Source organism: Dongia sp., assembly GCF_041906375.1.
GTDB lineage: Bacteria > Pseudomonadota > Alphaproteobacteria > Dongiales > Dongiaceae > Dongia.
The window spans coordinates 1,106,482-1,119,410 of record NZ_JAYRJJ010000001.1 but is presented as its reverse complement, the minus strand read 5'-3'; the positions used below and the strand labels follow the sequence as shown (position 1 = coordinate 1,119,410).

General features: G+C 62.9%; 11 protein-coding genes. 8 read left to right on the top strand and 3 right to left on the bottom strand.

What is annotated here, in order from left to right:
• The first annotated feature begins 7 nt into the window (after nucleotides 1–7).
• The gene (locus tag ACE3OA_RS05215; protein ID WP_374308618.1) at nucleotides 8–3,112 is read left to right on the top strand and encodes an efflux RND transporter permease subunit; all 3,105 of its coding nucleotides are present in this window, start codon (nucleotides 8–10) and stop codon (nucleotides 3,110–3,112) included.
• On the opposite strand, the gene ACE3OA_RS05210 is transcribed toward ACE3OA_RS05215, so the two are convergent.
• Complete coding sequence (locus ACE3OA_RS05210; protein WP_374308616.1) at nucleotides 3,033–3,509, bottom strand: 2,4'-dihydroxyacetophenone dioxygenase family protein; 477 nt, start codon at nucleotides 3,507–3,509, stop codon at nucleotides 3,033–3,035. The two genes, ACE3OA_RS05215 and ACE3OA_RS05210, sit on opposite strands and share 80 nt — an antisense overlap.
• Before the next feature lie 10 nt (nucleotides 3,510–3,519).
• Nucleotides 3,520–4,401 carry a DMT family transporter gene (locus ACE3OA_RS05205; protein ID WP_374308614.1) on the bottom strand — a complete coding sequence of 294 codons (882 nt, stop codon included), beginning with the start codon at nucleotides 4,399–4,401 and terminating at the stop codon, nucleotides 3,520–3,522.
• A 134-nt stretch (nucleotides 4,402–4,535) separates the two neighbouring features.
• On the opposite strand from ACE3OA_RS05205, the gene hutU reads away from it, so the two are divergent.
• From hutU to ACE3OA_RS05175, 6 genes are all read left to right on the top strand, one after another.
• Nucleotides 4,536–6,212 (top strand): urocanate hydratase, encoded by a 1,677-nt coding sequence (gene hutU / locus ACE3OA_RS05200; RefSeq protein ID WP_374308612.1) that lies wholly within the window; start codon nucleotides 4,536–4,538, stop codon nucleotides 6,210–6,212.
• 13 nt (nucleotides 6,213–6,225) lie between these two features.
• Nucleotides 6,226–7,449, top strand: a complete 1,224-nt coding sequence (gene hutI / locus ACE3OA_RS05195; protein WP_374308610.1) for an imidazolonepropionase — start codon at nucleotides 6,226–6,228, stop codon at nucleotides 7,447–7,449.
• On the top strand, nucleotides 7,428–8,018 hold the full coding sequence (locus ACE3OA_RS05190; RefSeq protein ID WP_374308608.1) for a HutD family protein: 591 nt from the start codon (nucleotides 7,428–7,430) through the stop codon (nucleotides 8,016–8,018). The genes hutI and ACE3OA_RS05190 overlap by 22 nt, the downstream gene beginning before the upstream one ends.
• A 3-nt stretch (nucleotides 8,019–8,021) precedes the next feature.
• Nucleotides 8,022–8,810, top strand: a complete 789-nt coding sequence (gene hutG, locus ACE3OA_RS05185) for an N-formylglutamate deformylase (protein WP_374308606.1) — start codon at nucleotides 8,022–8,024, stop codon at nucleotides 8,808–8,810.
• A gap of 40 nt (nucleotides 8,811–8,850) precedes the next feature.
• Nucleotides 8,851–9,282, top strand: a complete 432-nt coding sequence (locus ACE3OA_RS05180) for a DUF2946 family protein (RefSeq protein WP_374308604.1) — start codon at nucleotides 8,851–8,853, stop codon at nucleotides 9,280–9,282.
• A gap of 66 nt (nucleotides 9,283–9,348) precedes the next feature.
• Nucleotides 9,349–10,713, top strand: a complete 1,365-nt coding sequence (locus ACE3OA_RS05175; protein WP_374308602.1) for a PepSY-associated TM helix domain-containing protein — start codon at nucleotides 9,349–9,351, stop codon at nucleotides 10,711–10,713.
• A gap of 37 nt (nucleotides 10,714–10,750) precedes the next feature.
• Here the strand turns inward: ACE3OA_RS05175 and ACE3OA_RS05170 are convergent, their stop codons facing one another.
• The gene (locus ACE3OA_RS05170) at nucleotides 10,751–12,112 is read right to left on the bottom strand and encodes a formimidoylglutamate deiminase (RefSeq protein WP_374308600.1); all 1,362 of its coding nucleotides are present in this window, start codon (nucleotides 12,110–12,112) and stop codon (nucleotides 10,751–10,753) included.
• Nucleotides 12,113–12,204: 92 nt separating this feature from the next.
• On the opposite strand from ACE3OA_RS05170, the gene hutC reads away from it, so the two are divergent.
• Nucleotides 12,205–12,921, top strand: coding sequence for a histidine utilization repressor (hutC, locus tag ACE3OA_RS05165; protein ID WP_374308598.1), 717 nt, complete (start codon nucleotides 12,205–12,207; stop codon nucleotides 12,919–12,921).
• Nucleotides 12,922–12,929 lie beyond the last annotated feature (8 nt).

Sequence of the window (12,929 nt, the reverse complement as noted above, 5' to 3'; positions counted from 1 at the left end):
CAGCCCCATGCGCCTGCCTGAACTCTGCATCCGCCGCCCCGTCTTCGCCACCGTCATCAACCTCGTCATTCTGCTGATTGGGATCATCGCCTATCAGCGCCTGACCGTGCGCGAATATCCGGACATCGACGAACCGGTGGTGAGCGTGTCCACCACCTTCCGCGGCGCCTCGGCCGAGATCATGGAACTGCAGGTGACGCAGGAACTGGAGGAAAGTCTTTCCGGAATCGAAGGCATCGATTTCATCAAATCGGCCAGCCGCGCCGAATCCTCGCGCATCAGCATTACCTTCCGCCCCAGCCGCGATATCGATTCAGCCGCCGCCGATGTGCGCGACCGCGTCTCGCGCGCGCGCGGCAAACTGCCTGACGATGTCGAGGAGCCGGTCATCGCCAAGGTCGAGGCGGATGCCCAGCCGATCATCTGGATGGCCTTCACCAGCGACGTCGATTCATCGTTGCAGATTTCCGATTACGTCGACCGATTTGTGAAGAACAAGCTGCAGACTCTGACCGGCATTTCCGAGGTGCGCATCTTCGGCGAGCGCAAGCCGGCGATGCGCATATGGCTGAAACCGGAACGCCTCGCTGCTTTCCGCCTCACCGTCCAGGACATCGAAGATGCCCTGCGCGCGCAGAATGTCGAGATGCCGGCCGGCACGATCGAAAGCCAGTCGCGTGAATTCTCCGTGCTATCCGATACCGGAGTCGCCTCGCCGGAGGAATTCGCGGCCATCATCGTGAAAAAATCCGAGCAGGCTCTTGTTCGCCTCGGCGATGTCGCCGATGTGGAACTGGGCGCCTATGACGACTCAGTGCGCACTCGCATTGACGGCAAGACCGGCGTCTCGCTCGGCATCATCAAGCAGTCGACGGCCAATCCGCTCGACGTCTCGGCCGAAATCCGCGCCAACCTCCCGGCCATCCAGGCCAGCCTGCCCGGCGGCATGAGCCTGAAAATCGCCTATGATTCCTCAACTTTCATCCAAACCTCGATCGACAATGTGTATCGTGCCATCGCCGAGGCGGTGGTGCTGGTCCTGTTGGTCATCATTTTTTTCCTGCGTTCGTTCCGCGCGACGCTTATTCCGCTGGTGACCATTCCGCTGTCGCTGATCGGCGCCTGCGCCATCATGTATGCGCTCGGATTTAGCCTCAACACCCTCACCATGCTTTCCTTCGTGCTGGCCATCGGCCTCGTGGTCGACGATGCGATCGTCATGCTGGAGAACATCCATCGCCATATCGAGGAAGGCGCCAGTCCCCTGCGCGCCGCGCTTGTCGGCAGTCGTGAAATTGCCTTCGCCGTTCTGGCCATGACCATCACGCTGGCCGCCGTTTATGTGCCGGTAGCGCTGCAGAGCGGGCGCACGGGCAAGCTTTTTACAGAATTCGCGCTGACCTTGGCCGGTGCCGTCCTGGTTTCCGGCTTCGTCGCCCTCACCTTGTCGCCTATGATGTGCGCCAAGATCCTGCCGGACCGTGAACACGAAAAGCACGGGCCGATTTATGGCGCGATCGAATATTTCCTGACGGCGCTCACCAAAGGCTATGCGGCGGGCCTGCGCTTCTGCATGGCGGCGCGCTGGCTCATCGTAGTCCTCGTTCTGTTCGTCGCCGGCTCTGCCTATTGGCTGTTCATGGGGCTCAAGCATGAACTGACCCCGGTCGAAGATCGCGGCATCCTCTTTGCGTCAGTGACCGGGCCGGAAGGTGCGACGCTCGACTACACGTCGGGCTACGTACAGCGGATCGAGAACATTTTTGCCACGGTGCCGGAGCTCAACAGCTATTTCACCGTGACCGGCAATCAAAGTCCCTCACAGGCGATGGCGCCCCTGCGCCTGAAACCTTGGGACGAACGGGACCGCTCCTCGAAGGAAATCGCCGCCGAGTTGCGCAAGCCGCTGGCGGCCCTTCCCGGCGTCAACGTCTTTGCCAATGTGCCGCCGTCGCTCGGCCAAAGCCCCAATACCAAGGCGGCCGAAATGGTCGTGCTCAGCACCGGGACATACGAGGAATTGGACGAAGTCGTCCAGGCGATCCTGGATGCGGCGCGCGACGATCCGCGCCTCGCCAACCCCGATTCGGACCTCAAGCTGTCGAAGCCGGAAATCCGCCTGACGGTCGACCGCGACAAGGCGGCCGACCTCGGCATCGAGGTCGAACGCATCGGCACGACGATCGAATCCCTGCTTGCAGGGCGCGACGTGACCCGCTTCAAGCGCGAAGGGAGGCAGTATGACGTCGTGGTCAAGGTCGACGATCGCGCCCGTTCCACGCCCGACCAGGCAAAGCTGATCTATGTGCGGGCCGGCGGCGGCGCCATGATCCCGCTCTCCAATCTCGTCACATTGCGCGAGACGGTGGCGCCCAAGGATCTCAACCGCTGGAACCAGCTGCGCGCGGCGACGATTTCGGCCAATGCGGCGCCGGGCTACACCTCTGGCGATGCGCTGGCCGCCTTGCAGCAAATTGCCGATCGGCTGCTGCCGCCCACGATGCAGCTCGACTATGCCGGCCAGTCGCGCGAATTGCTCGCCTCAAGCCAGAGCGGCCTCACCGTGTTTATCCTGGCGCTGGCTTTCATCTATCTGGTGCTCTCGGCGCAGTTCGAAAGCTTCCGCGATCCGTTCATCATCATGCTGACGGTGCCCCTGGCGATGACCGGCGCATTGCTCGCCATGCATCTCACCGGCGGCACGCTCAACGTCTATAGCCAGATCGGGCTGGTGACGCTCATCGGCCTCATCACCAAGCATGGCATCCTGATCGTCGAATTCGCCAACCAGCGCCGCGCCACCGGACTCAGCCTGCAGGAAGCGGTGATCGGGGCAGCGATCCTGCGCCTGCGGCCGATTCTGATGACGACCGGCGCCATGGTGCTCGGCACAATTCCGCTGGCCATGGCGGCAGGTGCCGGCGCCGAATCACGCCAGGCTATCGGTTGGGTGATCGTCGGCGGCCTCACCTTCGGCAGCTTCTTCACGCTCTTCGTGGTACCGGTCGCCTACACCTTGATTGCCGCCAGGTTCAGCGAATCAATTGATCAGCAACTGTCTGGTCCAGCCCCGACTGCGCCAGGTGCTCCCGAAAGCGCGCCAGCCGCGTGAACACGTCCTCATAGCCGATCTGCTTGCCGCTGGAATCGGTATAGATCAACGAGCCGCGCGTTACGAAGAAGGTGGTCATGCCGCGCTTTTCATCGGCGACCAGCGTATGCACTTCTCCCGGCGGCTCGTAGATGAAGCTGCCGGTATCGGCGATCCAGTCATGCTCCAGATAACGCCAGGCGCCAGCGACGACGAAGGCGTGGACCGGCGATGTATGATAGTGGCAGGCCAAGCTGCCACCCGGGGTCACCTTCAACAGGTTCGACCAGGCGCCGTTAGAGCAATCGAACATCAGCGGGCGCAATTGCACCTGATCGGTCAGAGGCACCCAAAGCGGATCGTCCTCGGATACGTGCTGGACGATTTCAGACATGACGTTGACGCTGTCGAATTTCATCGGATCGCTCTCAGGTTGCTGGCGTGCTGTTGTCGGGGGCGGCGCGGCGCAAGGTGACGGCGACGATGGCACCCAGGATCAGTGCGCCGCCCAAGAATACGCTTCTGTCCGGCACTTCGCCATGGACCAGCCACACCCAGAAGGGATTGAGGAAGGCGTCGGCAAGCGAGATCAGGACCATCTGCACCGCCGGCACATAGCGGGCACCGCGCATATAGAGGACGAGCGGCAGGGCAAGTTGTACCGCGCCCATGGCGGCCAGGATCAGGAATTCATTGCGGCTGATAGGTGCCAATCCCTGCGTCAGGGCGACAACCGCAAAGATGCCGAAGCCCCCGACGATGAGCGAGGGCGCCATTTCGACCGAATGATAGCGGCGCAAGGTGACGCTCTGGCCGGCAAAGCACAGCGCCACGACAAGGGCGATGAGCGAGCCTTGCAGGCCGGTGAGCGAGGCACCGCTCTCGCCGAAGGCCACGACAGCGACACCGATCAGCGCCACGAGGATGGCGGCAAAGACCATCAGCCGCGTGCGCTCGCCGAGCCACACCCAAGCCAAGAGAGCGGCAAAGAGCGGCGAGGTCGCCGCCACACAAGACACAGCAGCCACGCTGGCCTTCTGCATGGCGAGGATATAGAGCGAGGAACCGATGCCGAAGAAACCGGCCGTGGCAACCAGGGGGATGAGCGTCGCCTGACGGAAATGTGCGACCGTCTCGCCACGGTAGCGCAGCAGCATCCACAAAATGAGCGCACCGCTCATGCTGGCGCCGCGATAGGCGTTGAAGGTCCAGGCGTCGATCTCGGGGATATAGCGGATGAAGACGCCGCTGAGACTCCAGCCGATCGTCGCGCCGATCGCCAGCAGCACCCCCTTCATTTCATTAGACATTCTGTCCCCTGACACCCCTGTTAACGATTGAGCTTATACAGCCGCCGACACACTAGCTAGACGGTTGTCGAGGTCGGGGGAGCATGGTATTGTCCATACATGTATATACAAGTTAACGTCATGAGGTATCGATAATGAATGCGACCGCCCCCGCCGCGAACCAGCGGATCATCCGCGCCCCCCGCGGGACCCAGCTCAACGCCAAGTCCTGGGCGACCGAAGCGCCGTTGCGCATGCTGATGAACAATCTCGACCCCGAGGTGGCGGAAAATCCTGGCGAGCTCGTGGTCTATGGCGGCATTGGCAAGGCGGCGCGCAACTGGGCCTGCTTCGACAAAATCGTCGAGACGCTGAAGAAGATGGAAGGCGACGAGACCCTGCTGATCCAATCCGGCAAGCCGGTCGGCGTGTTCCGCACGCATGAAAATGCGCCGCGCGTACTCCTCGCCAATTCCAATCTGGTGCCGCACTGGGCGACCTGGGAGCATTTCCGCGAGCTGGATGCCAAGGGCCTGATGATGTACGGCCAGATGACGGCCGGTTCCTGGATCTATATCGGCAGCCAGGGCATCGTTCAGGGCACCTATGAGACGTTCGTCGAAGCGGGACGTCAGCATTATGGCGGCGACCTTAAGGGCCGCTGGATTCTGACCGGGGGCCTCGGCGGCATGGGCGGTGCGCAGCCGCTCGCCGCCACGATGGCCGGCGCCTCGATGATCGCGGTGGAATGCGAGCCCTCACGCATCGAGAAGCGGCTCGAGACGCGCTATGTCGACACCAAGGCGGCCACACTCGATGAAGCCCTCGCCCTCCTCGAAAAAGCGAAGAGGGACGGCAAGGCGATCTCCATCGGTCTCCTCGGCAATGCCGCCGACATCTTCCCGGAGATCGTGAAGCGAGGGCTACGTCCGGATATGGTGACCGACCAGACCAGCGCGCATGATCCGTTGAACGGCTATCTCCCGGCCGGCTGGAGCCTCGCCAAGGCCGCCGAGATGCGCCAGAAGGATCCAACTGCCGTGATCAAGGCCGCCAAGCAATCCATGGCCGTGCAGGTGCGCGCCATGCTTGATTTCCAAAGGATGGGCATACCCACCTTCGACTACGGCAACAACATCCGGCAGATGGCCAAGGAAGAAGGTGTTGCCAACGCCTTCGATTTTCCAGGCTTCGTGCCCGCCTATATCCGTCCCCTCTTCTGCCGCGGAATCGGTCCGTTCCGCTGGGTCGCTCTCTCTGGTGAATCGGAGGATATCTACAAGACCGATGCCAAGGTGAAGGAACTCATCGCGGAAGATAAGCATCTCCACAACTGGCTCGACATGGCCGGCAGCCGCATCAAGTTCCAAGGCCTGCCGGCGCGCATCTGCTGGGTGGGTCTGGGCCAGCGCATGCGCCTAGGCCTCGCTTTCAATGAGATGGTGCGCAAGGGCGAACTCAAGGCCCCCATCGTCATCGGCCGCGATCATCTCGATTCCGGCTCCGTCGCCAGCCCCAACCGCGAAACAGAAGGCATGAGGGACGGGTCCGATGCCGTTTCCGACTGGCCTTTGCTCAATGCCCTCCTCAACACCGCATCGGGTGCCACCTGGGTCAGCCTGCATCATGGCGGCGGGGTCGGCATGGGCTTCTCGCAGCATTCCGGCATGGTCGTGCTGTGCGACGGGTCTGCGGAGGCGGACAAGCGCCTGCGCAACGTGCTGACCAACGATCCCGGCACCGGCGTCATGCGCCATGCCGATGCCGGCTACGAAAGCGCCATTGAATGTGCCCGCGAGCAGGGGCTAAATCTCCCCATGCTCAACAAATAATGACGGCTCTTTCATGACCTGGGACCTGCTGCTGACTGATTGTCGCGCCGCCACCATGGCCGATAGCAGCCAGCCCTATGGCGCGATCGACGACGCCGCAATCGCCTTGAACGGCGGTAAGATCGCCTGGATCGGTCCGCGACGCGAATTGCCCTCCCAGCAGGCAACCGAGACGGTCAGGCTTGGTGGGCGCTGGGTCAGTCCCGGGCTGGTCGACTGCCACACGCACCTCGTCTATGGCGGCGACCGCGCTGCGGAATTCGAGCAGCGGCTCAAAGGCACCACCTATGAGGAGATTGCCAAGGCCGGCGGCGGTATCGCCTCGACCGTAAAGGCCACGCGCGCGGCCGGTATCGACGAACTTGTCGCCAGTGCCGGCAAGCGGCTGCAGGAACTGACCGCCGAAGGTGTCACCACGATCGAGATCAAATCCGGCTATGGCCTCGATCTCGACAACGAACGCAAGCAACTGTTGGCAGCCCGGCGCCTGGGCGAGATGCACCCGGTCACCGTGCGCACCACCTGCCTCGCCGCCCATGCACTGCCGCCGGAATTCACCGGCGACAGCGACGGTTACATCGCCCGTGTCTGCGACCAAATCCTGCCGGCGATGGCGTGCGAGAGCCTTGCCGACGCCGTCGATGCCTTCTGCGAAAAGATCGCCTTCACCCCGGCACAGACGCGCAAGGTCTTCGAAACGGCCAAGCGCCTCGGCCTGCCGGTGAAGCTCCATGCCGAGCAGCTGTCGGATCAGGGCGGCACGCAGCTCGCGAGCGCGTTCGGAGCGTTGTCCTGCGACCATCTCGAATTTGTGAGCGACGACGGCATTGCCGCCATGGCAAAAGCGGGCGTCGTCGCCGTGCTGCTGCCCGGTGCCTTCTACGCCCTGCGCGAGACCAAGCTGCCGCCGATCGACGGTTTCCGCAAAGCCGGCGTGCCGATTGCCATCTCGACCGACCACAATCCCGGCACTTCGCCGACCCTTTCCCTGCTGCTGATGCTGAGCATGGCGACCACTTTCTTCCGCCTGACGCCGGAAGAGGCCTTGCAGGGTGCGACACGCCATGCCGCCAAGGCGCTGGGCCTCGCCGCCAGCCATGGCCAGTTGCAGCCCGGCATGGCCGCCGACCTTGCCATCTGGTCGATCGAACGGCCGGCGGAGCTCAGCTACTGGTTCGGCGGCAACCCTTGCGCAGGAATCATTCAGAACGGCTCGTGGGTGAAACGATGCGCGTGACCTCGGTCGGCCCCAGCGACTACCGTCGCATGCCGTGGAAGAATGGCGGCGGCTCGACTCTTGAATTGCTGCAGGACCCGGCGCCCGATGGCGGCTTCAACTGGCGCCTTTCGCTGGCCGATGTCGGAGCTCCCGGCCCGTTCTCGACCTTCGAGGGAATAGACCGGCAGATCATGCTGGTGAGCGGCAACGGTATGGTCCTGAGCTTCGGCGGCGAGGCCCCGCCGGCAGTCATCTCGAAGCCGCTGCGGCCGCATGGTTTCAAAGGCGAATGGGCCACCGATTGCCGGCTCATCGACGGTGTCATCCAGGATTTCAACGTCATGGTGCGGCGCGATTGGGGGGCGGCGGCCGTCAACGGCTTCGACCTCGTCAAGGACCAGCGCCTCACATTGGCGGTGGCACCGCTCACCATTCTGCATTTGCTGAGCGGCGCCATGGCATGCGACGACAACAATCTGCAGGACGGCCACACCTTGCGCCTCGACAGCGATAGCACCGAGCTTGCCAGCCTGACGACGCTGAGCCCCAAGGCGCGGCTGATCGCCATCTCATTGAAGGCGCATTGATCCATGCCGCAGGCCTACGACTTCATCGCCGGCTCCTCAGCGCTGCTGATCAGCATGCCCCATGTCGGCACGGAACTGATGCCGGAAGTGGCCGCGGGCCTCGCTGATCCGGCCAAGGGCCTGTGCGACACCGATTGGCATCTGCCGATCCTCTATGATTTTGCGCGCAAGATGGGAGCCAGCCTGCTGATCGCGCGCTGGTCACGCTTCAACATCGACCTCAACCGCCCATCGGACGACAAGCCGCTCTATGCCACCGCGACAACGGGCCTCTATCCCGACACCTTGTTCGACGGGCAAGCACTGTTCGCGCCCGGAAAGGCGCCGGATGCGGCGGCGCGCGCCCGCTATCTCAATGAGATCTGGCAACCCTATCACCAGCGCATCGCCAGTGAACTGGCGCGGATCAAGGCTCAGCACGGGCACGCAATCCTGTTCGACTCGCATTCGATCAAGGGCTTCGTGCCGCGCCTGTTCGACGGTCAATTGCCGGACTTCAACATCGGCACCAATGAGGGCAAGAGTTGCGCCGCGGGCCTTACCAGACGGCTCGCCGCCGCCTGCGAAGACCCCGATTTCACCCATGTCGTCAACGGTCGTTTCAAAGGCGGACATATCACACGTCATTACGGCCGTCCCCAGGATGGGATTCACGCGGTCCAGCTGGAACTGGCGCAACGCACCTATATGCGTGAGGAGCCGCCCTTCGATTACCAGCCAGGATCAGCCGCACGGGTGCAGCCGGTCCTGACCCGCTTCGTCGATACCCTGACGACCTGGCGGCCCGAGTAAGGCCCTTGCCGCCACCGACGCCCCCGCGTAAATAAGGCGCATGCGCGGATTTCTTTTCTATTCCAGAGGTAAACGACGGCCGATTTGGCGCGTGTTGGCGCTGGCCTATATGCTGCTGCTCCAGTCGATCCTGGGACCGGCGGTGGCAAACGCGCACGCCTTTGCCATGGCGCAGCACGAGGCGCTTGGCCTCGGCATGCTTTGCCTTGAGGACGGCCAAGTCGTCGTCGCCGATCCCGGCAAATCGGCACCGCAAGAGCAAGCACCGCAAGGCGACTGCCTATCCTGCAAGATCGCCTGCGCCAGTACCTTCGGTGTCGCCGCCCTGCCTTTGCCGGAAGCAGCACCGCTCTATATCATTTCCGGACTCGATCAGTGGGTGCCCGCTCTCCCCACCGACGAAATCCTCCCGCGTCCGGCCCGCTATACATCGGACCTTGCCACCCGCGCCCCTCCGTCCGCGCTGATCTGAACCGTACCAACAGATCAGTCGCAATCGCCGGACGTCTTCGTGCCGCCGGCCAACGAGGGAACAATCATGTCACTTTCGAACGTCGCGGAGGCGCGCGGCGCTGCCGCTTTGTCGCCGCTCTACCGCGCCATCTGGCGCTGGCATTTCTATGCCGGCCTGCTCGTCATTCCTTTCATGATCCTGCTCGCCGTCACCGGCGGCATCTATCTGCTGAAGGACGAAATCAATGGCCTTTTCTACAAGGAATACCTGACCGTAGCCCCGCAAAATGCAGCCTATCTGCCGGCATCGGAGATCGTGGCGAAGGCCAACTTTGCTTTGCCAGGGACCGTCACCGCCTACATTCCGGCAGCAAGCGCCGATGCCAGTGCCATCGTGACGATCAAGACGGAGGCCGGCAAACAGCGGGTCTATATGGACCCCTATAACGGCGCCGTTCTCGGCCAGCTCGATGACAGCGGCTTGGCGAACACCCCGTTCATGAAACTGGTGCGCAAGATCCACAGCCTCGATTACTTCGGTTGGCTCGCCAACCGGATCATTGAGATCGTCGCCGGCTGGGCCCTCATTCTCGTTGTCACAGGCATCTATCTGTGGTGGCCGCGTGGTCGCGATGTCGGCACGTTCAAGCTCCGCAGCGGCACCAAGCGCCGACCATTCTGGCGTGACCTTCACGCCGTGACGGGCCTTTACACCGGCGGCTTCATCTTCTTCCTGGCGATCACGGGCCTGCCCTGGTCCGGCTTCTGGGGCGACAAGGTCAATACCTATGCGAACCAGGCTGGGCTTGGCTATCCGACGGGCTATTGGGACAACGTGCCGGTTTCGACAGTGCCGATGAAGGATGCAATGACCCAGGTCAATTGGACCATGGAGAACGCGCCGATGCCGGAATCGACGCCGACGGGCGCGCCTGCCTTCGGACTGGACAAGGCTGTTGCCACATTCGAGGATCTCGGCATTCACAAGGGTTTTGTAATCGACCTGCCGCAGAGCCCTGAGGGGGTCTACACCGCCTCGGTCTATCCGGACGATATCGATTTCGAACGCATCATTCATCTCGACCAGTATAGCGGCAAGGTTTTGTTCGACGCCGGGTTCAAGGATCTGGGGGCGGTCGGGAAGACGATTGAATGGGGGGTGAGCGTTCATATGGGCCAGGAATTCGGCCGACTGAACCAGTTGCTCATGCTGGCGGCCTGCTGCGCCATTATCCTCATGTCGGTGTCGGCCATCGTCATGTGGTGGCAACGGCGACCCAAGGGGACACTCGGTGCGCCGCGCTATCCCAGCGACTATCGCGTCGCCCGGGGTGCCATCGCCATCCTGGCGCTGATGGCGATGCTCTTTCCCCTGACCGGCCTGTCGATCCTCATCGCTTTGGCAATCGATATCCTGCTGCCGGGGTCCTGGCGACCCAAACTGGCATGAATGCGACCGGGACGGCGCAACCGCGCCGTCCCGCTTTCTATATGGCAGCCTTCACCGCGGCGGCAAAGGCGCGACCGGCCTCGATCTCATCGCCGTGGCGTCCGTCCTGGACGACCCACTCGCCGCCGACCATGACATCCTTGACCATGCGGTTGAGTCCGGCAAACAGCCAGCGGCCGAGAATGTCATCGCCGGAGACATGCGCCAGGAGCGGATGCTGGCCATCGAGCACCACCAGATCGGCCCGATTGCCAACCGCGATGGCGCCCATTTTCTGACCCAAAGCCTGCGCCCCACCCTGGAGCGATGCCCGGTAGAGATAGCCGGCAACATGCTTGTTGGCATCATGCAGCCGGTTGCGCCGTTCATGCTTCAGGCGCTGGCCATATTCCAGCCAGCGCAATTCCTCGACGACGCTCAACGAAACATGACTGTCGGAGCCGATGCCGAGGCGCCCGCCGTCAGCGACGAAATCGATGGCCGGGAACAGGCCGTCACCCAGATTGGCCTCGGTCGTGGGGCACAGGCCCGCAACGGCCCGGCTCTTCGCCATCGCCGCCACTTCGTCCGGTTCCGCATGCGTCGCGTGGATGAGGCACCAACGCTCGTCGACCGGCACATGGTCGTAGAGCCATTGGATCGGCCGGCGCCCGCTCCAGGCGAGGCAATCCGCCACCTCCTTTTGCTGTTCCGCGATGTGGACATGGACCGGCCGGTCGTCGTCGGCGCTGCCCATGACCGACTTGATCTCGTCCCCGGTCACGGCGCGGAGCGAATGGAAGCAGAAGCCGAGGCGGCGGCCAGGCGCCGCACAATCCTTGGCAAGGCTTTCCTGCAGTTTCAGATACTGGTCCGTCGTGTTGATGAACCGCTTCTGGGCGTCGCTCGGCGCCTTGCCGCCGAAGCCGCCATGGGCATAGAGCACGGGCAGCAGCGTAATGCCGATCCCAGCCCGCTCCGCCGCGCGCAGAACCCGGCGCGACATTTCGGCCGGATCGGCATAGGGCTTGCCGTCCAGCCCATGGTGCAGGTAGTGGAATTCCGCGACCGCGGTATAGCCGCCCTTCAACATGTCGATATAGAGGTAGCGGGCAATGTCTTCGACCTGTTCCGGCGTCAGCCGGCCCACCAGCCGGTACATGAGGTCACGCCAGGTCCAGAAACTGTCTTCCGGGTTGAGCGCCACTTCGGCCAACCCCGCCATGGCCCGCTGAAAAGCATGAGAATGGAGATTGGGCATACCGGGCAGGACCGGCCCCTGGCAGTGGTCGGCATCGCCCGATTTCGCGGCCCCGGCTTCGACGCGGGTGATCCGCCCATCGCGGCCGAACTCGATCAGTACCTGCTCGGCCCAGCCTTCCGGCAGCAAGGCAATGGGTGCAATAACGGCTCTCGGCATGGGGGCTTTCCGAATGGCTGTCTATACATGTATATATATCTTGGATTTCGGGCTCGCTGTCGAGTCCAGTCGCAGGGTCGATCGGGGACTGCATGAACCAAGCAATGATTCCACATTATCAGCGTGTTAAGCGCATGATTGCCGATCGGATCAAAAGCGGCACCTGGCGTGCCGGCGATCGCATTTCCTCCGAGGCCGAGCTGGTGAAGGCCTTGGGCGTCAGCCGCATGACCATCAACCGGGCCCTGCGCGAACTGACTTTGGAGGGCGTGCTGACCCGTGTCCAGGGCGTCGGCACCTTTGTCGCCACAGCAAAGCCGCAGGCCGCCCTCTTCGAGGTCCGCAACATCGCCGAGGAGATCGCCGAGCGCGGCCATGAGCACCGGGCCGAGGTCATCTCACTGAAGGCGGAAGCGGCCCCTGACGACATCGCCGCGACCTTTGGCGTCAAAGCCGGCAGCCGTGTATTTCATTCGGTCATCCTGCACCGGGAGAATGAGCTGCCGGTGCAGCTCGAGGATCGCTATGTCGACCCGCGGCATGCGAGCGACTACCTCGCCCAGGATTTCACGCGACAGACACCTTATGTCTATCTGACCGCAATCGCGCCGATTTCGGAGGCGGAGCATATCATCGAAGCTGTCCTGCCCAATGCGGCGGAACGGAAATGGCTCAAGATCGACGCCCATGAGCCCTGTCTGCAACTCACCCGCCGCACCTGGTCTGCCGGGAAGCCGGTCAGCCATGTGCGCCTGATCTATCCCGGCAGCCGCTATCGCCTTTCAGGCCGCATTGCGCCCAAATCCTGACCGATTTA

Excerpts from the sequence above, each read along its gene's own strand:
- ACE3OA_RS05215 (WP_374308618.1), top strand. The coding sequence starts at position 8 with ATGCGCCTGCCTGAACTCTGCATCCGCCGCCCCGTCTTCGCCACCGTC.
- ACE3OA_RS05210 (WP_374308616.1), bottom strand. The coding sequence starts at position 3,509 with ATGAAATTCGACAGCGTCAACGTCATGTCTGAAATCGTCCAGCACGTA.
- ACE3OA_RS05205 (WP_374308614.1), bottom strand. The coding sequence starts at position 4,401 with ATGTCTAATGAAATGAAGGGGGTGCTGCTGGCGATCGGCGCGACGATC.
- hutU (WP_374308612.1), top strand. The coding sequence starts at position 4,536 with ATGAATGCGACCGCCCCCGCCGCGAACCAGCGGATCATCCGCGCCCCC.
- hutI (WP_374308610.1), top strand. The coding sequence starts at position 6,226 with ATGACCTGGGACCTGCTGCTGACTGATTGTCGCGCCGCCACCATGGCC.
- hutG (WP_374308606.1), top strand. The coding sequence starts at position 8,022 with ATGCCGCAGGCCTACGACTTCATCGCCGGCTCCTCAGCGCTGCTGATC.
- ACE3OA_RS05180 (WP_374308604.1), top strand. The coding sequence starts at position 8,851 with ATGCGCGGATTTCTTTTCTATTCCAGAGGTAAACGACGGCCGATTTGG.
- ACE3OA_RS05175 (WP_374308602.1), top strand. The coding sequence starts at position 9,349 with ATGTCACTTTCGAACGTCGCGGAGGCGCGCGGCGCTGCCGCTTTGTCG.
- ACE3OA_RS05170 (WP_374308600.1), bottom strand. The coding sequence starts at position 12,112 with ATGCCGAGAGCCGTTATTGCACCCATTGCCTTGCTGCCGGAAGGCTGG.
- hutC (WP_374308598.1), top strand. The coding sequence starts at position 12,205 with ATGAACCAAGCAATGATTCCACATTATCAGCGTGTTAAGCGCATGATT.